Below are 19,709 nucleotides of genomic sequence, written 5' to 3'. Positions count from 1 at the left end.
CCTCGTGAACGCCCCTCGTGGACGGCACCCGCTGACGACCTAGACTCCACCGTATGCCGTTGCTCCAGCCGCGGGTGTCAGCACACCCCCTCAGTCCGCGACGACCGGTGCCCGCCTCGATCGAGCGGCCGCACTACGTCGACGTGCCCAACCCGCGCGAGGACGGCGACCTGCGCATCAAGGACGCCGAGACCGTGGAGAAGATGCGCATCGCGTCGCGGATCGCGGCCACGGCCATGGTCCAGGCCTCGAAGGCCATCGCGCCCGGTGTCACGACCGACGAGCTCGATGCGGTCGCCCACGAGTACATGCTCGACCACGGCGCCTACCCCTCGCCCCTCGGCTACAAGGGCTTCCCGAAGTCCGTGTGCACGAGCGTCAACGAGGTCATCTGCCACGGCATCCCCGACGCGCGCCCGCTCGAGGACGGCGACATCGTCAACATCGACGTCACGGCCTACATCCACGGCGTCCACGGCGACACCGACGCGACGTACCTCGTCGGCGACGTCGACGAGGAGTCCCGCCTGCTCGTCGAGCGCACGCACGAGGCGATGATGCGCGGCATCCGGGCCGCCCGGCCGGGCCGCGAGATCAACGTCATCGGCCGCGTCATCGAGAGCTACGCGAAGCGGTTCGGCTACGGCGTCGTGCGCGACTTCACCGGCCACGGCATCGGGCTCGAGTTCCACTCCGGGCTCATCGTGCCGCACTACGACGCCGCTCCCCACTACGAGACCGTCATCGAGCCCGGCATGACCTTCACCATCGAGCCGATGCTCAACCTCGGGACCCCCGAGTGGGACATGTGGGACGACCGGTGGACCGTCGTCACCCGTGACCGCAGGCGCTCGGCCCAGTTCGAGCACACGATCCTCATCACCGACGACGGACACGAGATCCTCACCCTCCCCGCGGACGCCCCCTGAGCGGGGGCGGCCACCCACGTCGTCCTTTTCGCCGCAGCGGCACCACCGCGTCACCCCGCACCACCAGCTGACACCCCACGACCACGTCCTCGACAAGGAAGTACGGACCATGGCCAAGCACGGCAAGCCCCTCGGCATCGACATCGGCGGCAGCGGCATCAAGGGCGCCCCCGTCGACCTGAAGGCCGGCGATCTGGCCGGCAAGCGGCTGAAGATCCTGACGCCCAAGCCGGCCACGCCCGACGCCGTGGCCGAGGTCGTCGACCAGATCGTCGACCACTTCGCCGACGTGACGGGCGACTCCCCCATCGGCGTGACCGTTCCGGCGGTCGTCATCCGCGGCACCGTGCTCTCGGCGGCCAACATCGACCCCTCGTGGATCAACACCGACGCCGAGGCTCTCATCAAGGAGCACACGGGTCGCGCCGTCACCGTCCTCAACGACGCCGACGCCGCCGGTCTCGCCGAGATGTACTACGGCGCCGCCAAGGGCGTGCAGGGCCTCGTCATCCTCACGACACTCGGCACCGGCATCGGCACCGCGCTGATCCACGACGGGCGGCTCGTGCCGAACTCCGAGCTGGGCCATCTCGAGATCGACGGCTACGACGCCGAGGACCGGGCCGCGTCATCCGTCAAGGACGCCGAGGGCCTGTCCTGGGACGAGTACTCCGAACGCCTCCAGACCTACTACGACACCATCGAGAAGCTCTTCTCCCCCGACCTCATCATCGTCGGTGGCGGCATCTCCAAGGACAGCGACGACTTCCTGCCCGCGCTCAAGCTGCGCTGCCCGATCGTCCCGGCCCAGCTGCGCAACCAGGCCGGCATCATCGGCGCCGCGCACCTCGCCGCCGACCTCGCCTGACCACCGGTCCGAGCGCACCCGTCTGAGCAGCGGGAAGGGCTGCCCGGCGGTCGCCGGGCAGCCCCTCCCGCCGTCCCGCGTCAGCGTCGGGTCCGCCACACGAGCCGGTGCACCCCGAGGTGCCGCGGCAGCGTGCGCAGACCGGGGATCCAGGGGATGCAGATGAAGCCGATGCTCAGCAGGATCATGAGGGACCAGACGGCGATGTCGGCGTTCTCCGACGTCGAGAACGGCGGGACCTGGTACCACAGCGAGTACAGCCAGAGCCACGGCTGACCCGGGTGGTTGCCGGTCTCGTTCATGATCCCCCACTGGTCGCCCCCGAGGTTCTGGGCGCGGGCCGCGTCCTCGAGGTGCGTCCCGTCGGCGAGCAGCAGCAGCGCCCGCGTGCTGTCGACACCGAAGAAGGTCGTGCGCGAGGTCAGCAGACCCTCGAGCGCGCCGCCGTCGGCCAGGCGCAGCTCGGCTGCCGCGATGATCGGGACCGGTCCGTAGTCACCGCTCGCGACCTTGGCCGGGTCTCCGTCCGGCGCGGCCGCCAGGGCGTCGGCGTAGGCCGCGGACCACGCCTGCTACCGGTCGGCTGACGCCGCGTCCCAGGCGTGGACCGCAGCGACGACGGCCGGGTCCGACGTGAGGCTGCGGACGGGGTCGAGGACGAGGTCCTTCGCGGAGTCGACGGGGACGGTGACCCCGGGCAGCGTCTGGAGGTTGACCGGGCCGAGGCTCTGCCCCTCCCCGGCGGTGTTGTAGGGCGGGCCGTAGCCGGCGCTGGTCGTCGTACCGGCGAGCTCTCCCGTAGCGGTGGCGACGACGTCCGCCGGCGCCTGACGCGCCCACTGCTGCAAGGAGATCGCGGGCTCGTCGGGAGACGAGAAGACGAGGGCGGCGACGACGGACAGCACCGAGACCACACCGAGCGCGATGACGAACTCCTTGACGAGGTCGTAGCGGCGAGTCGGGAAGGCGTGCGAGTCGGGCGTGGGCCCCCACCCGCCCGTCCCGCGCCTCATGACCCCACCTCGGTGCGCGAGACAGGAGGTGCCGGCTCGGTGGCTCCGATGGGTGGCGCGACACCGCGTCGGCGCACGAGGACGATGTGCACGACGACGATCGCCCCGACGACGAGCGGGAGCAGCGAGACGTGCCACAGCATCATCTGGCCGAGGTCCATGACGTTGAACCAGGCCCCGATCCCCGCGGCGTTGAGCCCGTCCTTGGCCTGGGTCGAGATCCACTGTGCGTCGAAGTTCGTCTGGATGAGGTAGCCGGTGAAGGCCGTCCCCAGCGACCCGAAGAAGGCGAGCGCGCCTGTCGCCCAAGTCAGTCCGCGGTTGCCGCGCCACGACGCCATGAAGAACTTGCCCCAGAGGTGGATGACCATGGTGGCGAAGAAGAGCTCGACGCTCCAGAGGTGCACGGAGTTGACGAAGTGTCCGAGCGTGCTCACGTGCCACCAGGCCACCCCGCCGAGGGACAGGACCAGGCCCGACACGATGATGACGACGAGGCTGGCGAGGCAGGCGACGCCGAAGACGTAGATCCACGAGGCGACGTAGACGGGCTGCCGGTCGGGCAGCCACTGCCCGCGAGGCACGAGGCCCTCGACCCAACGGGTGAGGGCGGCCGTCCACGTGTCGTGGGCGTGGCGCGTCTGCGGCTCGGTTGGTTCCGACCGCAGGGACGTCGAGGGCCCGCTCACTGGTCCTCGTCCTCACGGGGAGCAGGGAAGGGCAGCAGGAGGGCGAGCACGAAGACGACGACCATGAGCAGGATGACCAGGAGGTTGGCGACCGTGATCGTCAGCCATCCCCACTGGACGACAGGACCTGCAGGAACCGGCTGTGACGCGGCGAGGAACTGGGTGATCATCTCTGGCCTCCGGGGAGTGCGAAGCTGTGAGTCCTCCTGCCCGGCGCAGATCTACTACACACCGTAAGAGTAGATCTGCGCGGCCTGCACCGGCGCCCGAATGTGATCTTCGGCGCCCCCGGGGCCTACGAACGCCGCAGTGCCGAGAGCAGCTCGGGCGCCCGCTGCTCGTAGAGCCGGGCGCCGACGCCCACCCCGACGATCCCGACGACGATGCCGAGCAGCACCCCGACGATGCCCGCCCCCCAGCCGGCGGCGACGGAACCCTGCCAGGCCCACCAGGCGAGCAGGATCGTCGGCGAGGCGAGCAGCAGCGTGCCGAGACTCGCCATCGACTGCGCGGCGATGGTGATCCCGGCAGCCCCCGGCGGCGCGTTGAAGGGGCTCTCGCCCGACTCCGCCACGGGGTAGGGCAGCACGACGCTCATGACGCTCGAGACGGCATACCCCGCTCCGAGCAGGCACACGGAGAGTCCGAGCGCAGTCGGGAGCAGGTCCCAGCGGTCGGCGACCGCGACCCCGACGACGACGTAGACGGGGACGAGGACGGCGGCGAGGAGGAGGTCAGGCAGGAGGCGTCCGCGACGGTCGTCCCGCCCGGACGTGCCGGACGCCACGTGCAGCCACAGGGCGTCGGACTCGTAGGCGACGGCGTTGTGCTCGCTCCAGCCGAGGAGGAACGCGACGAGCGGTCCCATGAGCAGCGGAGTCCACGCCACGTCGCCCGTGACGAACGGGATGAGCAGCGCGAGCGGCACGACGGGAGTCATGGCCATGCTGATCTGGTAGCGGGGGTCACGGCGCCAGTAGGTCAGGACGCGCGCCGCGACGGCGCCGAGCGGCGAACCGGGCAGCCGGGCCAGCAGGCCGAGGTCGTCTCCGGACGAGGTGCCCGAGTCGGAGCGCGACACCGCGCGCGGGTTGTCGACCTCTTCACGCAGCACCCGGGACCACAGCAGGAAGACGACGACGAGCAGTCCCGCGGCCAGGGCCAGGCGCACCAGCCCGGTGCCGAGGTCGCCCGCCGCCACGTCACCCGGGGCGGCCCAGGCCCAGCCGAGAGGCGACCAGCCGACGACGACGGCGGCTGTCGTGGCGACGTCGCGCAGGCTCGCTCCGAGGTTGGCCACGACGGAGATCGCCGGACCGATGACGACGAGCAGGAGCAGGCCGAGGACCGCGATGACGTCACGACCGCGACGGCTCGAGATCGCCTGGGTCATCACCGCGGACACCCAGCGGCTCGTCGTGATCGCCGTCAGCAGACCGATCGCCGTCGCGACGACGGCCACGAGCGTCGAGGCGAGCGTGTGGGACCAGGCGACGACCACCCCGACCGACAGCACCATCGACGCGATCGCCGGCAGGCCGACGAGGGCGGCAGCCACGAGGCCGATCGTCAGGTCACGGTGTGGGACGGCGAAGGTGGCGAAGCGACCCGGGTCGAGGGTCGGGTCGGAGCCGAAGGAGAAGAGCGGCACGACGGTCCAGAGCACGATGCCGGCGGCGCCGGCGAGCGGGATGACGACGCGCGCCGCGTCGAGGGACCCGCGGAAGGAGGCGAGGATGACGGCGAGCCCGGCCACGAGGACGGCGAAGTAGACGATGCCGACGACGGCGCCGATCGCCTGGGCCCGGCTGCGCCGGAAGATGTTGCGCAGCAGGGTGAGCTTCAGTCGGACGAGGTGCGCAACCACGAGAGCCCCACCACCTCGGTGGACCCGCCGACGAGATCGACGAACCGCTCCTCCAGCGACCGGTCGCCCCGGACGTCGTCGAGCTCCCCCGCGGCGAGGACGAGCCCGTCGGAGATGACGGCGACGTGCGTGCAGATGCGTTCGACGAGGTCCATGACGTGGCTCGAGAGGACGACGGTGCCGCCGGACTCGACGAAGCCCGCGAGGATGCGGCGGATCGTCGCGGCCGAGATCGGGTCCACCGCCTCGAACGGCTCGTCCAGCACGAGGACGCGGGGACCGTGGACGAGCGCCGAGGCGAGCGTGACCTTCTTCGTCATGCCCGCCGAGTAGTCGACGACGAGCTTGCCCTGCGCCTCGGTGAGGCCGAGCGCGGCGACGAGCTCTGCAGCCCGCTCCGACGCGAGCTCGCGCGGCATCCCACGGAGCAGGCCGGCATACGTGATCAGCTGGAGCCCGGTCAGCCGGTCGAAGACCTTGAGCCCGTCCGGAAGCACGCCGATCAGCCGCTTGGTGGCGACGGGGTCGGCCCAGACGTCGCGACCCAGGACGAACGCCTGTCCGGCGTCGGGGCGCAGCAGTCCCGTCACCATCGACAGCGTCGTCGTCTTGCCGGCGCCGTTGGGCCCGACGAGCCCGAAGAACGAGCCTCGCGGCACGTCGAGGTCGATCCCCTTGACCGCGATGAGGTCGCCGAATCGCTTGCCCAGCCCCCGCAACGCGATCGCCGGACCCTCAGTCGGATCGCCTTGTGGTGCAGGCAGATCGGTCACGTCGCTCATGTCACTCCCCCGAGATCGAGCGTCAGAAGATCGCCGACTCGGCGTCGCGCAGCGGGGTGTACGTGAGGCCGTCGACACCGGAGAACTGCTCGATGTGGCCGGAGTACATCCGGTGCCCGACGTCGCTGAGCAGCGCGTCGTGGATGGGGATGAAGACCTTCGGGGCGATGCGCCCGACGAAGGCGATCGAGTCCCGGCTCGCGGCCCACGGCGCGCTGAGCGGGTGGGCGAGGACGTCGACCGGGCCGGGCTCGCCGTCGTACGCGTCGCCCGGGTGGAAGAGGGAGGGCTCGCCGTCGGCCCGCAGGACGACACCGACGTTGGGGATGCGCGGCATCGCCGCGTGGTTGAAGGCGTGCAGCTCGCCGACCGGGGTGACCGTGACGTCGCCGACGGCGAAGTCCTCACCCTGCCGGGACGGCACCGCCGGCAGGCCCTCGTCGCGCAGCTTCTCGGCCGTCAGGGGGTCGGTGTGCACCGTCGCTCCGGGGTTGGCGCGGATCAGGGCGCTGCCCCGCTCCGGGTCGAAGTGGTCGGCGTGGTTGTGGGTGACGAGGACCGCGTCGAGGCCGGTCAGGTCCTCGAAACCCGTCGAGAAGCTGCCCGGGTCGATGAGGATGCGGCGGTCGGCGGCCTCGACGAGGAGGCAGGCATGTCCGAGGTGAGTCACGCGCATGCCACCACCTAATCACGGTCCCCTCGACCGAACCGCGAGACACAGCACACGCGGGGCTGCAACGTTCTGCACGCGTCGCTGCCGGGTGCCAGACTCACCGCAGGACCGGTCGCACCGTGGACCGGCGCGTGCTGGCTCGGCCGGATCGGGGTGACGACGGGTGGACACCGTGGCGCACGACGCTGACCTCCGCCTGCTCCGGGCATACGAGCCCGTCGTGCGCCTCACCCGCGGCGAGTACTTCCTGCCGGTCGCCGTCGACGCCTACGTGGCACACGCGAGCCTCATCCGCGACGAGGCGGGGTCGGCCACGGTCCTCACGCCGACGGGCACCCTGGACCTGGCCGCGCTCGCTGCCCACGGTGCAGACCACGACGGGCCCGGCCTGTCACTGTCCGGCATCACCGAGCCGCGGTCGTTCCGAGAACGCCTGCGTCGCGCGCTGCCGGGCGCCCGCCCGAGCTTCCGCGCCGGCAGCCGTCTCGCGCAGGTCGGCCTGCTCGGCCGGACGATCGACACGTTGAGCCGGCTCTCGCTCCTGCTCCGCGGATCGGTGCCCGGCGGCAGCGCCGCGACCGCGTACGCCGTCCAGCAGGCGCACCTCTCCCCCGACCGCCCGACCTACTACGGCCGCGTCGTGCGCAGCGACGGCTGGGTCGTGTGCCAGTACTGGTTCTTCTACGCGTTCAACAACTGGCGTTCGGGCTTCTCCGGGGTCAACGAGCACGAGGCCGACTGGGAGCAGGTGACGGTCTTCCTCGACGGCACGGGCACGCTCGGCGACGACGGCCTGCCGCCACCCCGCTGGGTCGTCTTCAGCGCCCACGACGAGACGGGCGACGACCTGCGGCGCCGCTGGGACGACCCCGACCTCGCAACGGTCGACGGACGCCATCCCGTCGTCTTCGCCGGGGCCGGATCCCATTCCGGCGCCTACCTTCCCGGCGACTACCTCATCACCGTCGCACCCCCGTCCTGGGGCGGTGTCATCCCGGCCGTGCGCCGCCTCGCCAAGCTCTTCGCCCCGTGGGCGCGAGCGGCCCAGGGCGCCGGGCTGGGCATCCCCTACATCGACTACGCCCGCGGGGACGGCCCGTCCATCGGCCCGTCGGCCGAGCTGGCCTGGAGTCCTGTCGTCATCGACGACCGGACCCCGTGGGTGCGCGACTACCGCGGGCTCTGGGGCCACGACACGAAGGACCGTCTCGGAGGTGAACGAGGGCCTGCCGGCCCGCGCTACGAGCGCAACGCCACGGTCCGGCTGTCGTGGGGAGACCCCGTCGGCTGGGCCGCGCTCGCGAAGGTCGCCCCGAGCCCGGAGGCCGAGGCGGCCCTCGTCGCCGATCGCATCGACGAGATCGACCAGCAGCTCGCCGACCTCACCGAGCAGTCCGACGCCAGGGTCCACTCCCTGACGACGCGCGCCGCCGGTCTCGGCCCCGACAGCCCCGACGTGCGGGGTCTGGCGTCCGACGAGCGGGAGCTGACGTCCCTCCGGATGGATGCCGTGCGACTGCGCGACGAGCGGTCCCGGATGGAGCGTGCCCTGCGTGACGGACTCCCCACGGCAACACCCCACGCACACCTGTCCCGTCGTCGGACGCCGATCACCGCGAGCGATCGCTCGCGAGACCGCCTGCTCGCGGTCTGGGCCGTCGTGAGCACGCCCCTCGTCCTCTACCTCGTCGCCGGCTTCTTCAAGCCCGAGGTGACCGACCGGCCGCTCGGCGCCGCCGTGCTGCTCGTGCTCGTCCTCGGGGTCGAGGCCTTCACCCGCGGCTACTTCCTGGCGTATGCCGTCCGCGTCGTCGCGGTGCTCGGCGTCGTCGCGCTCGTGGCCGAGTTCGCGGGCAACTGGCAACCCGTGACGTACTGGGTGCTCGTGTCGGTGGCTGTGGTCGTGCTCGTCGTCAACCTGCGCGACGTCCTGCGACGGTAGACCCGGCGCGGCAACACGGGCGCGCCGGATCCACCATCGCCACAACCGGGCTCAGGCGTCGATGCTCGACATGTCGCCGTAGCGGGCACCCCGCACCGCGGCCCTCGGCACGGCTGCGTCGATCGCGGCCAGGTCCTCGGCGGTCAGCTGCACGGATGCGGCCCCGACGTTCTCCTCGAGGTAGCGCACCCGCTTCGTGCCGGGGATCGGCGCGACGTCGTCACCCTGGGCGAGAACCCAGGCGAGGGCGAGCTGTCCGGCGGTCGCTCCCTTCGACTCGGCGATCTCGCGCACCCTCGCGACGAGGGCCAGGTTCGACTCGAGGGCCTCGCCCTGGAAGCGCGGGAAGTAGGCGGTGCGGCGGGAGTCGCCGGCCTCGAGGTCGTCGGGTGAGGTGATGGCCCCGGTGAGGATGCCGCGTCCGAGGGGCGAGTAGGGCACCAGCCCGATGCCGAGCTCGCGCAGCGTCGGGAGGATCTCGTCCTCGACGTCGCGGGTGAAGAGCGAGTACTCGGTCTGGAGCGCGGTGATCGGGTGGACGGCGTGGGCGCGCCGGATGGTCGAGGGCGAGGCCTCCGAGAGACCGAGGTGGCCGACCTTGCCGGCCTCGACGAGCTCGGCCATGGCGCCGACGGTCTCCTCGATCGGCACGTTCGGGTCGACGCGGTGCTGGTAGTAGAGGTCGATGCGGTCGATGCCGAGCCGCTGGAGGGAGGCGTCGGCCGCGCGGCGGACGTAGTCGGGGCGGCCGTTGATGCCGAGCCGGGTGCCGTCCTCGGCTCGCTCGTTGCCGAACTTCGTGGCGAGGACGACGCCCTCACGGCGACCGTCGAGGGCCCGACCGACGAGCTTCTCGTTGGTGAACGGCCCGTACATGTCGGCCGTGTCGAGGAAGGTGACGCCGAGGTCGAGGGCGCGGTGGATCGTCGCGACGGCGGCGGCCTCGTCACCCGTGCCGTAGAACTCGGACATCCCCATGCAGCCGAGGCCGATGGTCGAGACGGTCAGTGGTGACGCCGCGCCGAGGGTGCGCGTGCCGAGCGGCGCTCGGCCTGCTGCAGGGGTGGTGGTCTCGGGGATCTGGGTCATGCGATCGAGTGAAACGCTTCGAGCGCGCTCGAAGTCAAGAAGTCGACCGCGCCGCCGCGGCCGGTGCTGGAACCTCAGGTCTCGGCGCGCTCGAGCGCGGACTGGTAGATCCCGATCTTGTTGTCGATGGCGCCGAGGTGCTCGGTGACCTCGGCGAGCTGGGACAGCACCCGCGCCCGGTGGTTCTGGAGCAGCGCGAGCCGCTCGGTCTCGTTGCCGTCTCCCTGCCGGCAGAGGGCGGCATACGCCTTGACCTCTCGGATCGGCATTCCCGTGGCGCGCAGGCGCGTCAGCATCCGCACCCACGTGAGGTCGCGCTCGGTGTAGACGCGGTGACCCGAGCTCGTGCGGCCGACGCCGCGCAGCATCAGCCCGTCGCGCTCGTAGTAGCGCAGCGTGTGCGTGGTCAGGCCGGTGCGCTCGGAGGCCTCGGCGATGGTCAGCCCCTGGGGCGGTGCGATGACGGTCACGGGACCATGCTGACGCTTCGAGCGCACTCGAAGTCAAGCGGGAGGGCGGCTGCCGTGCTCCCGTCCACCCGACACGGGCCGGCACACGGTGACGCGGAGCAGCCGTTGGCGACGACGGCCGACGCCGCGCGTGGACGCGCGGCGTCGCTCCTGGGCGTCCGGCCACGTCCAGCACTCCCAGCCGGCGGCGTCAGGCGGGGTGGGTGCCGGCACGGTCGCTCCTCTCTCCTCGGCGGGCGACCGAACGGGGCGGGTCCCCCGGCCCCCTTCGCCGGCCCCGCGGAACGACCGCGCTGGACGCGCACCTCGTGGCCGCGTGCTCTGGGAACGACGTGACACCCCCCGGGGTTACGCGTCGGTAGCCGGCCGACATCAATGACGGGGCTGTCCGTGACCTCGGAGTCGGGACCACAGCCCCGCCGTGGGTGGCGGGAGCCGCAGCGACCCGGTGTCACCCGGGACGACCGCCGCCTCGCGCGCGGACTCGAGCTCGGCTACGGCCCGCAGCGAGTCGCTGATGAGCGAGCCGTAGACAGGCCACTGCTCGGGGTCCTCGAGGGGCGTCGTGCGCACCTGCTCACTCAGCGAGGTGAGGACCTCGCGAGCCCTGGCCGCGCCCTCGTCGAACCTCCGGGTCGCGTCGTCGTCGTGTCGGCCCAGCTGTGAGACGGCCTGCGCGATGCCGTCGAGGGCGTCGGCGTACTCCGCGAGGAACGTGTCGGAGGGCGCGGGCCGTCGACGTCGCTCGTCAGCGGCATCGACGAGGGTCCGGCCGATGCCCGTGACCTCCCAGACGGTCCGGCGGAGCGTCGTGACGGTGCGCTCGTAGCCGTCCCAGTCGACGTCTGCGGGACGGATGTTGTCTCGCAGGTTGAAGCGCATGCTCTCGCGACCGGTGCGGATGTCGTCGACGACGTACGGCGCCTTGTCGCCGATCTCGCCCCCGCGGCGGTACCACCGACGTGCAGACTGGACGTCCCAGTCACCGCGGAGCCCGGTGGCCATCTCCTCGAGGAGCTCACGCACCTGTCGCGCGAGCGCCGACACCCGTTGACGCGGTTTGGTCAGGTGGAGCGGTGCGAGCACGATCGCGTTGGTCGCCACCCCGATGATGCCGCCGGCCACCGTCTCGACGATCGTCAGATAGGTGAACTGCTCGTCGGTGCCACCGGCCGTGATGAGCGACAGGAGCACCATGGCCGGCACCTGGATGCCGTGCTCCCCCAGACGCGACCACCGCCCGATGACGAGCGCGACGAGGATGACCCCGAACATCGTCCACCACGTGACCCCGAAGACCGTGGCGACGACCCACGCGACACTGAGCCCGAGCACGACGGCGGCGATGCGCTGGGCGCTGGCCGACAGGGAACGCACCATGGTGCGGTCGACGACGAGCAGGGCGGCCATCGGCGCGTAGAACGGGACCGGGCTGTCGAGCACCCGCACGGCGAACTGCCACGCCAGCACGGTCGCGACCGCCGCCTTGACGAGGAGAAGCAGGGCGTCGCGTTCCGGCCCGGGCTGGTGCAGCGCCCGACGCAGGGCCCGCAGCCTCTGGTTGGTGTCGTCCCGCCACTGGCTCATGTGCGGTCACCCGCCGCCGCGTCCGGAGGACCGGCCGCCCCTGGTGCCCGCTCACCCGCGCCCGGCCTCCTGGCGGGGGCGCTCACGGGGACCTGCGCTCCGAGGCCTCTTCGACGGCCCGCTTGTCGATGTCGTCCATGGCGCGGGTGTCCCGCGGCACCGCGAACGGTTCGAGGTCCTCCGGGACGCCCTCGGCGATCGCGCGGCTCCGGTCGAGCTCGGCGTTGACCTCGGCGCCGAGCAGGATCGCGATGTTCGTCAGCCACAGCCAGACGAGGAAGATGACGACACCGGCGAGGGACCCGTAGGTCTTGTTGTACGACGAGAACAGCGCGACGTAGACGGCAAACAGCCCCGAGACGACGAGCCAGATCAGCACGGCGATGACGCCGCCGGGGCTGACCCACTTGACCCCTCCCTGCTTCGCGTTGGGACTGGCCCAGAAGAGCACGGCGAAGAGCACCGACACGAGGACCAGCAGCACGGGCCACTTGAGCACCCCCCACACGAGAAGGGCCGTGTCCCCTGCACCGATGAGGTTGCCGACCTGCTCGGCCACCGGCCCGCTGACGACGACGATCACCGCGCTGGCGACCATGACGACGACGGCGAACAGGGTCACCCCGACGCGGATCGGCACCGTCTTCCAGATCGGACGCCCCTCCGGGATGTCGTAGATGACGTTGGAGGCCCGCATGAACGCCGAGACGTAGCCCGAGGCCGACCAGAGCGCCACGAGCAGCCCGAGGACCGCCCCGAAGCCGGCGCTCGTCCGGTTCGCCTGTGCCTGGGTGATGAGCGTGCGCACGAAGTCCGCGCTCGAACCGGGTGCGATCGCCTGGACCTGGCTGACCACCTGCGCGGTGGCGTCGCGGCCCATCAGTCCGAGCGCGGCGACGAGCACGGCGAGAGCCGGGGCGATCGAGAGAAGGCCGTAGTAGGTCAACGAGGCGGCGAGGTCAGTGAGGTTGTCCCGCTTGAACTCGACCCGGGCGCGCTTGACGGCCGCGACGAGCGAGGACCGAGGCAGGTCGGAGGGACTGTCGGGGGTGTCGGACTGTGCCTGGCTGCGGCTGCTGCGTGAGGGGTCGCTTGCTGGTGCCATTCCCTGCCCGTACCCAGTGGGTGGGACGACCGCACGGGACGGGGGCCGGTCCCGGCTGGTCTTCGGGCAATGGCAGCATGGGGCGCTGCTGTGGGTACGAAGCACTACGCGTCGCCCGACAGGGCAGGTGGTCGCCTCCGGACGGCGGGCACCACTGACCGCACGTCGGCACGCGCCGACACGAACCGGAGGGAGAGGCCGCGCATGGTGGACGTACAGCCTGACCTCATCGCCGGGCGCTACCGGCTCATGAACCGGATCGGCTCCGGCGGCATGGGTCACGTGTGGCTGGCCTGGGACGAGCGACTGAGCCGCGCCGTGGCCGTCAAGCAGCTGCACTCCCCCGTCGGCCTCGACGAGGCCGACGCTCGCGTCGCCCACGCACGCGCCATGCGGGAGGCCCGCAACACGGCCCGACTGCACCACCCCAACGCGGTGCCCGTCTTCGACGTCGTCGACCACGACGGCCAGCCGTGCCTCGTCATGCAGTACCTCCCGTCGCGGAGCCTGCACGCCGTGCTGGCCGAGCGCGGCCCCCTTCCGGTGCGCGAGGTCGCCCAGCTCGGCGCCCAGCTGGGCTCGGCCCTCGCCGCCGCGCACCGCGCCGACATCGTGCACCGCGACGTCAAGCCCGGCAACGTGCTCGTCGCCGAGGACGGCACGGCCCGCATCACCGACTTCGGGATCTCGCACGCCGTCGGCGACGTGTCCCTCACCTCGACCGGCATGGTGACCGGCACCCCGGCCTACCTCGCCCCGGAGGTCGCGCGCGGGGCGCCGTCGAGCCCGGCCTCGGACGTCTTCTCCCTCGGCGCGACCCTCTACGCCGCCGTCGAGGGCTCGCCGCCGTTCGGCACCGGAAACAACCCGATGGCGCTGCTGCACCGGGTGGCCTCCGGCTCGATCACCCCGCCCGGTGACGGTCCACTCGCCCCTGTCCTGCTCGCGATGCTCGCCGCGTCTCCCGACGACCGTCCCTCGATGCAGGACGTCTCGGCCGACCTCGCCGAGGTCGCCGCCGGACGTCCGCCCCGGGGCCCCGTGCCACCTCCCGGTGCCGGGACCGACCTCCGGCCCGACCGTACGCGGGTTCTTCCCGTGGGCGGGCCGGCCCGGACCGCCGGCGCAGCGGCCGCGGCCGGCGCAGCGGCCGCGGGCGGCGCAGCGTCGGTCGCCGGCGACAACCTGGGCGGCGACACCTCGGACACCAGCCGACTGCCGGCGGCGGGGGCGTCCGGCGCCACCGACGCGCCGGCCCGAGTCATGGCGACTCCACCCTCCGACGCGACGCGGCTCGAGGGCGGCGGCGACGACGGTGACGAGGGTGGCGTGGGTGGCGCTGACGTGGACCGGGACGGCGAGGCCCCGGGCCGCCGCCGCTCCGCCGTGCTCCTCGTCGTGGCCCTCCTCGTGCTCGCGGGCGCCGGCCTGGCCATCTGGGGCCTGCAGCGCGACACCACCGACCCCGGCGGCCAGGCTGCGCCGCCGGTCGCGTCGACCAGCCCCAGGACGCCCAGCGTGACGCGACCGCCGACGTCGCCGACGACGTCGCGGGCCGAGTCGTCCTCGCCCTCGACGACCGCTCCGACCAGCACGCGCCCGGCGACCCCGTCGAACACGCCGTCCACGGCTCCTTCGACGGCTCCGTCCACGACGGTGTCGGGGCGCCCGACGGACGCCGAGCTCGCCCGTGCCGTGCGGGACTACTACGCGCTGCTCCCCGCCAACACGGACGCGGGGTGGGCGCGCCTGACCGACCGCTACCGGTCCACGACGTCCGGCAGCCGCGCGACCTACGAGCGCTTCTGGGGCTCCGTCTCCTCCGTCGACGTCCGCCAGGCGACCGGGTCGGCACCGCGGTCGGTCGTGGCGACCTTGCGCTACGTCTTCGACGACGGGCGTCGGTTCGAGGAGCGGACGGCATACTCCCTCGTCGACGACGGCGGGATCCTCAAGATCGACCGCTCGTCGGTGCTGAGCAGCCGCCAGCTCTGACGGGCAACGGCTCGGCGACGCGCCGAGGTGGGTCGAGGTGTGTCGAGCCCCCGCCGACCGCGTTCGGGTGGCCGTGCCTCAGATCTGGGGCGGGGCGCCGCGGACGGCGGGGTGCTCGGGGTGTGGTTCGACGGTGACGGGGGATCCCGTCAGGGGCAACGCCACATGACCAGTGAACGAGCGGAGTGCCCTGCTCGGTTCCGCGCCGCGCCGACCGGGGCCACCACGCTCGTCGTGCAGGCCTGCGCGAGACGCTCGAGCATCGCTGCCCGCTCGCTGCCGGTCATCACGGTCGCGAACGTCTCGTCGTCGGCCGCCGTCACTGCACTCATCGTGGTTCTCCCTGGTCGCGGCACCCGGCTCTACCCTGTGGCCGGTGTCCCAGGAGTAGGTGTACCAGCCGCAAAGGGCGGATACGTCCCTATTGCCCGACTTTCTGCAAGAAAGTCTCAAGAAACGTGCAAGGGATGGTCAGCCGACGGCCGCGGCCAGAAGGGCGCGCGGCCGTCGGTGGGCCGTCGACCGACCGCTGGTCGACGGCCGGCGCCGGAGCTACATGCGCTCCGCGCCGTCCCGGATCGCCTCGCGGATGCGGGTGTACGTGCCGCACCGACAGACGTTGCGGATGCCGTCGAGGTCGTCGTCGGTGATGGCGCGACCCTCGGCCCTGACCTTGCGCACCAGCGCCACCGCCGCCATGATCTGGCCGGGCTGGCAGTAGCCGCACTGGGCGACGTCCCGTTGCAGCCACGCCTCCTGCATGGGATGCAGGTCGGCGCCGACCGTGTCGGGCAGGCCCTCGATCGTCGTGATCTCGTCGTCGGGGCCGACGTCCTTGACCTGCACCGAGCAGGGGTTGAAGGCCTTGCCGTTGAGGTGCGAGGTGCAGGCCTTGCAGACGTTGATGCCGCACCCGTACTTGGGTCCGGTGATGCCGAGGACGTCGCGCAGGACCCAGAGGAGCCGCACGTCGTCGGCCACGTCGACGGTGACGGACTCGCCGTTCACCCGGAAGGTGTGCTGTGCCATGGGGGTGCTCCTCAGTAGGTGTGGGCGAGGCCGTCGGTGGGCGACGGCGGCACCGGGGGGACGAAGGTCTTCGGGGTGAACGACACGGTCCCGTGGTTCACCGGGAACCGGGTCGGGACGGTGCCGGTGGCGCGGGCGTAGGCACACGCCGTGGCGGCGACGGAGGCGGCGACGCCGGCCTCCCCTGCGCCGCCGGGGAGCTCGGCGTCCGAGGGCATGACGATGCACTCGAAGGTCAGGGGCACGTTCCACTGGCGCGTGTAGAAGTAGTTGTCCCAGCTCGCCTCGAGGAAGTGACCGTCCTGCAGGTGGTTGCTGCTCGTCAGGGCGAGCGCGATGCCGTCGGAGACGCCGCCCATCATCTGCGCCTCGAGTCCGCGCGGGTTGACGACGAGCCCGGCGTCGATGGCGATGACGGCCTTGGTGACGCGGGGACCGGTCACGGCGTCTCGGACCTGCCGGTTCACGGTCTCGGGGCGGCAGTCGATCTCGACGAGGACCGCCGTCGCGCCCTTGTACTCCGAGTGGATCGCGATCCCCTGGGCGGTGCCGGACGGCATCGACCGTCCCCACTGCCCGACCTCGGCGACCTTGCGCAGACAGGCCTTGACGCGCTCGTTGCGCAGGAACGCCAGGCGGAAGGCGAGCGGGTCCTTGCGCAGCTTCTTGGCGAGCTGGTCGATGAACAGCTCGTTGGCGCAGGCGACGTCGGGCGAGTAGATGTTGCGCATGCTGCCGGTGTTGAAGCCCATGTCGACCTCGCCCAGCAGCTGGGTCACGACCCCGAAGTCGTAGGGCAGCTCCTGGGTCAGCGTGAAGATCGACTCCGCCAGACCGAGGTTGCCCAGGCCGGCGGGGAGCTCTGACGCCATCGCGGTCAGCCGCTCGCCCAGGCCGTGCGAGAAGTCGGTCTTGATGCTCGTGTGCCGCTGCTCGAAGGTGAGCACCTCACCCGCGAGCAGCGTGGCGCGGATCCGTGACGTCGCCATCGGGTGCGTGCGCCCCTGACGGGGCTCGTCGGCCCGGTGCCACATGAGCTTGACGGGCTTGCCCATGGCCCGGGAGATCTTCGCGGCCTCGATCGCCGCGTCACCGAAGAGCTTGTGCCCGAAGGACCCTCCGCCGGTCACGACGTTGACGGCGACGCGGGCGATCGGCAGGCCGAGGGCCTTGGCGATGTTGCGCTGGGCGACGATGGGAGCCTTGAGGCCGGCCCAGACGGTGGCTCGGTCGTCGCGGACGTCGGCGATGGCGCAGTTGGGCTCGAGGGCCGCGCTGCTGCGGAACATGAACTCGAAGCGCAGGTCGACGGTCTGCGCCAGCAGCGGCACCTTGGGCACGGTCATGGGCAGCTCGGCGGCCTTGAGCCGGCGCAGCACCGAGTCGTCCGACTCGCCCTCGACCGGGCCGCCGTCCCACGTGACCCGGAGGGCGCGGACGGCGTCGATGCACTGGCCGAACGTCTCGGCCCGCACGGCGACACCCGTGTCGACGACGACGACGTCGGTGACGCCGGGCAGGGCCCGGACCGCCGCGAGGTTGTCGACGCTGCGCGGCGATCCGTTGAGCGTGGGCGGGCGGCACACCATCGTCGGCAGGGCGTCAGGCACGTCGAGGTCCATGGTGAAGCGCTTGCGCCCCGTCACGGCATCGAGCGCGTCGATCCGGCTGCGGGGCGTGCCGATGACGTCGAACGAGCTCGTCGCCGTGAGCTCGACGTCCACGGCCGTCGTCGTCGAGCTCGCGGCGGCGCCCGACAGCTCGGCATACGTTCGCGTGCCGCCGTCCGGAGCGGTGACGACACCGCCCTTGGCGACGAGCGAGGCCACGGTGGCGCCGAGCGCGGTCGCCGCGGCCTCCAGGAGGGCCCCACGGGCCACCGCGGCGGCCACCCGGATCGGGGTGAACATCGACTGCATCGTGTTCGACCCGCCGGTGAGCTGGTTGAAGACGAGCTCGGGGCGCGCGGGGGCCAGTGTCACGCGTACGTCCTCGACGCGCATCGAGAGCTCGTCGGCGATGATCATGGCCGCGGCCGTCGTGATGCCCTGCCCGACCTCCATCCGCGGGATCGCGAAGTGGGCCAGGCCGTGGTCGTCGACGGTGATGGTGATCAGCTGCGACGTCGGGAGCGCCGAGTGGGTCTGGAGGTCGCCGAGGTCGTAGAGCTCGGGCACCTGCGGCGCACTCGGGACCGCGGCCGAGGCAGGAGCGGCGCCGCCGACCTCCGCCGCGACGGTGAGCGTGGCCCCGGCGACGACGAAGCCGATGAAGCGCCTACGGCTGATGCCGTCGGGTGGTGAGCCATGGGCTCGGACGGAGCTCTGGGCGTGCGGGTGGCCGGGCGTCGTCGTCATTGACTGGGGTCCCTTCTCGGAACGTGCACGTGCGTCCGGGGTGCCGTGGGGTGGGGGCGGGTCGCACGTGGTGGTGCCTCCGTGGTTCGCCGCAGAGGCGGATCCGGATTGCCCTGCCCCAACGAGCCGACGAGGCGCGATGTCACGGGCGCCGCGAGATGGCACCCATACAGTGGGTTCCGTGCCCAGTCAGGTCGATCCGACGCCCCGATCGAATACCGGGCGCGCCGCCGACGTCGTCGACGTCTTCGTCTACGTCGTCGTGCTCAACCTCTTCATCGAGTACGTCCCAGCGGTCATCAGCGAGACCTTCACGCTGTCGCTGCTCACGGCGGTCCTGCTCAAGGGCGTCCTCGAGGTCGTCGTCGCGGTGAAGAAGCGGGCGAGGGGCCGGTTCACCGCCGCGCGCAGCGCCGTGGGCAAGGTCGGCGCCGGGCTGCTGCTGTGGGGCGTCCTCGTCGGCAGCAAGTTCGTCGTGCTCAAGACCATCGATCTCGTCTTCGGCGACAGCGTCAGCCTCGGCGGGTTCGTGTCGGTGACGCTGCTCATCCTCACGCTCCTGCTGAGCCGGCTCATCGTGCGCCGGCTGCTCGCCCCTCCGTCGCGGGTTCCGGCGCCTGCGGGCTGAGGCCCTCGACGTGCGCCCGCGAGGCTGCGACAGTGGGCTCATGTCACTCGAGACGTGGTGGTCCGCTGTGCGACCCGAGACCAGGGACTGGATCGTCGCCCACAACGGCGAACCGCTCCCGCTCGACGTCGTCGAGGACATCACGCGAGTCAGCGGTCCCGTCGACCCCGACGCCTGGTGGCTCGCCGGCCGTGGGCCTGACGGGCTGGAGCTCTCGGACGCCGCCGTCGACTGGGTCGAGACCGTGGCCAACGGCGAGGCTCCCCCCGAGCCCTAGCCGACGTCGGCGAGCCACTCGCCGACGAGGCGCGAGATCCCGCGGTTGCCCCTCAGCGCGGCAGGCGCGAGGTCCCGAGGTCGATGACGTCGCTCGCCACGTCGTCGAGGTCGCGGCCGGTTGCCTCGGCGTGCCTGCACAGCAGCGCGTGGGCCTCGTCGGCGGTCAGGCCACGGCGCACCACCACGAGGTCGACGGCCACTGCGAGGTCGATGCCGTCGGACGGACCCGACCGCCCTGAGGTCGCCGAGGACCGGTCGAGGGTCCGGCCGACGTTCCGGCCGTTGGCGCCCTCTGACCGGCCGCGCGGGGCTCCGGGCGCTGACGACGTGCTCACCTCGCACCCATACCCGGCAGGTGCCCGGTCCTCTCACCGCGGCCACCAGCCGGCTCGGACCCGACCTGACCG

At 71.9% G+C, this 19,709-nt stretch carries 22 protein-coding genes; 6 read left to right on the top strand and 16 right to left on the bottom strand.

Annotated elements, in window-relative coordinates:
* Nucleotides 1–53 precede the first annotated feature (53 nt).
* Complete coding sequence (gene map, locus ASE25_RS09995; protein ID WP_056773000.1) at nt 54–929, top strand: type I methionyl aminopeptidase; 876 nt, start codon at nt 54–56, stop codon at nt 927–929.
* Nucleotides 930–1,038: 109 nt separating this feature from the next.
* Nucleotides 1,039–1,797 carry a polyphosphate--glucose phosphotransferase gene (gene ppgK, locus ASE25_RS09990; RefSeq protein ID WP_056772997.1) on the top strand — a complete coding sequence of 253 codons (759 nt, stop codon included), beginning with the start codon at nt 1,039–1,041 and terminating at the stop codon, nt 1,795–1,797.
* 80 nt (nt 1,798–1,877) lie between these two features.
* On the opposite strand, the gene ASE25_RS23215 is transcribed toward ppgK, so the two are convergent.
* From ASE25_RS23215 to ASE25_RS09965, 7 genes are all read right to left on the bottom strand, one after another.
* Nucleotides 1,878–2,099 carry a hypothetical protein gene (locus ASE25_RS23215; RefSeq protein ID WP_200959051.1) on the bottom strand — a complete coding sequence of 74 codons (222 nt, stop codon included), beginning with the start codon at nt 2,097–2,099 and terminating at the stop codon, nt 1,878–1,880.
* 270 nt (nt 2,100–2,369) lie between these two features.
* Complete coding sequence (locus tag ASE25_RS23210) at nt 2,370–2,810, bottom strand: hypothetical protein (protein ID WP_200959049.1); 441 nt, start codon at nt 2,808–2,810, stop codon at nt 2,370–2,372.
* Complete coding sequence (locus ASE25_RS09980) at nt 2,807–3,499, bottom strand: cytochrome b N-terminal domain-containing protein (protein WP_235508620.1); 693 nt, start codon at nt 3,497–3,499, stop codon at nt 2,807–2,809. Before ASE25_RS09980 ends, ASE25_RS23210 begins: the two co-directional genes overlap by 4 nt.
* A complete protein-coding gene (locus ASE25_RS22750; RefSeq protein ID WP_156415467.1) occupies nt 3,496–3,669 on the bottom strand; it encodes a hypothetical protein in 174 nt (57 codons plus the stop codon). The genes ASE25_RS09980 and ASE25_RS22750 overlap by 4 nt, the downstream gene beginning before the upstream one ends.
* 125 nt (nt 3,670–3,794) lie before the next feature.
* Nucleotides 3,795–5,366, bottom strand: coding sequence for a hypothetical protein (locus ASE25_RS09975; RefSeq protein ID WP_056825107.1), 1,572 nt, complete (start codon nt 5,364–5,366; stop codon nt 3,795–3,797).
* Nucleotides 5,342–6,148: an ABC transporter ATP-binding protein gene (locus tag ASE25_RS09970; protein ID WP_056772988.1), complete on the bottom strand. Its 807-nt coding sequence runs from the start codon at nt 6,146–6,148 to the stop codon at nt 5,342–5,344. The genes ASE25_RS09975 and ASE25_RS09970 overlap by 25 nt, the downstream gene beginning before the upstream one ends.
* Nucleotides 6,149–6,170: 22 nt before the next feature.
* On the bottom strand, nt 6,171–6,824 hold the full coding sequence (locus ASE25_RS09965) for an MBL fold metallo-hydrolase (protein WP_056825105.1): 654 nt from the start codon (nt 6,822–6,824) through the stop codon (nt 6,171–6,173).
* A gap of 169 nt (nt 6,825–6,993) precedes the next feature.
* Here ASE25_RS09965 and ASE25_RS09960 point away from each other — a divergent pair, with 169 nt between their 5' ends.
* Nucleotides 6,994–8,763, top strand: coding sequence for a hypothetical protein (locus ASE25_RS09960; RefSeq protein ID WP_056773055.1), 1,770 nt, complete (start codon nt 6,994–6,996; stop codon nt 8,761–8,763).
* A 51-nt stretch (nt 8,764–8,814) separates the two neighbouring features.
* Here the strand turns inward: ASE25_RS09960 and ASE25_RS09955 are convergent, their stop codons facing one another.
* The 5 genes from ASE25_RS09955 to ASE25_RS09940 form a co-directional block, all read right to left on the bottom strand.
* The gene (locus tag ASE25_RS09955) at nt 8,815–9,852 is read right to left on the bottom strand and encodes an aldo/keto reductase (protein WP_056825103.1); all 1,038 of its coding nucleotides are present in this window, start codon (nt 9,850–9,852) and stop codon (nt 8,815–8,817) included.
* Between the two features lie 74 nt (nt 9,853–9,926).
* Entirely contained in the window at nt 9,927–10,322 is a 396-nt protein-coding gene (locus ASE25_RS09950) for a MerR family transcriptional regulator (protein ID WP_056772981.1), read from the bottom strand.
* Nucleotides 10,323–10,355: 33 nt separating this feature from the next.
* Complete coding sequence (locus tag ASE25_RS22745; RefSeq protein WP_157623380.1) at nt 10,356–10,535, bottom strand: hypothetical protein; 180 nt, start codon at nt 10,533–10,535, stop codon at nt 10,356–10,358.
* A 159-nt stretch (nt 10,536–10,694) separates the two neighbouring features.
* Nucleotides 10,695–11,909, bottom strand: coding sequence for an aromatic acid exporter family protein (locus tag ASE25_RS09945; protein WP_056825101.1), 1,215 nt, complete (start codon nt 11,907–11,909; stop codon nt 10,695–10,697).
* 82 nt (nt 11,910–11,991) lie between these two features.
* Nucleotides 11,992–13,014: a YihY/virulence factor BrkB family protein gene (locus ASE25_RS09940; protein ID WP_056772976.1), complete on the bottom strand. Its 1,023-nt coding sequence runs from the start codon at nt 13,012–13,014 to the stop codon at nt 11,992–11,994.
* A 204-nt stretch (nt 13,015–13,218) separates the two neighbouring features.
* Between ASE25_RS09940 and ASE25_RS23205 the strand changes: the two genes are divergently transcribed.
* Entirely contained in the window at nt 13,219–15,009 is a 1,791-nt protein-coding gene (locus tag ASE25_RS23205) for a serine/threonine-protein kinase (protein WP_056825099.1), read from the top strand.
* Nucleotides 15,010–15,158: 149 nt separating this feature from the next.
* Here the strand turns inward: ASE25_RS23205 and ASE25_RS22740 are convergent, their stop codons facing one another.
* The 3 genes from ASE25_RS22740 to ASE25_RS09925 all read right to left on the bottom strand — a co-directional run bounded on the left by ASE25_RS22740 (nt 15,159) and on the right by ASE25_RS09925 (nt 18,395).
* Entirely contained in the window at nt 15,159–15,341 is a 183-nt protein-coding gene (locus tag ASE25_RS22740; protein WP_156023350.1) for a hypothetical protein, read from the bottom strand.
* Nucleotides 15,342–15,561: 220 nt separating this feature from the next.
* Complete coding sequence (locus ASE25_RS09930; protein WP_056772970.1) at nt 15,562–16,038, bottom strand: (2Fe-2S)-binding protein; 477 nt, start codon at nt 16,036–16,038, stop codon at nt 15,562–15,564.
* Between the two features lie 11 nt (nt 16,039–16,049).
* A complete protein-coding gene (locus tag ASE25_RS09925; protein WP_056825098.1) occupies nt 16,050–18,395 on the bottom strand; it encodes a molybdopterin cofactor-binding domain-containing protein in 2,346 nt (781 codons plus the stop codon).
* Nucleotides 18,396–18,576: 181 nt separating this feature from the next.
* Between ASE25_RS09925 and ASE25_RS09920 the strand changes: the two genes are divergently transcribed.
* Together ASE25_RS09920 and ASE25_RS09915 are read left to right on the top strand one after the other, a co-directional pair.
* Nucleotides 18,577–19,023 carry a hypothetical protein gene (locus tag ASE25_RS09920; protein WP_056825722.1) on the top strand — a complete coding sequence of 149 codons (447 nt, stop codon included), beginning with the start codon at nt 18,577–18,579 and terminating at the stop codon, nt 19,021–19,023.
* A gap of 40 nt (nt 19,024–19,063) precedes the next feature.
* Nucleotides 19,064–19,300 (top strand): hypothetical protein, encoded by a 237-nt coding sequence (locus tag ASE25_RS09915; protein ID WP_056825095.1) that lies wholly within the window; start codon nt 19,064–19,066, stop codon nt 19,298–19,300.
* 52 nt (nt 19,301–19,352) lie between these two features.
* Here ASE25_RS09915 and ASE25_RS09910 read toward each other — a convergent pair whose 3' ends face one another.
* Complete coding sequence (locus ASE25_RS09910) at nt 19,353–19,637, bottom strand: ANTAR domain-containing protein (RefSeq protein WP_056772962.1); 285 nt, start codon at nt 19,635–19,637, stop codon at nt 19,353–19,355.
* Between the last annotated feature and the right edge of the window lie 72 nt (nt 19,638–19,709).

Source organism: Terrabacter sp. Root85 (genome assembly GCF_001429185.1).
GTDB lineage: Bacteria > Actinomycetota > Actinomycetes > Actinomycetales > Dermatophilaceae > Terrabacter.
The sequence above is the reverse complement of the archived record's forward strand: the minus strand, read 5'-3'. Positions and strand labels throughout refer to the sequence as shown.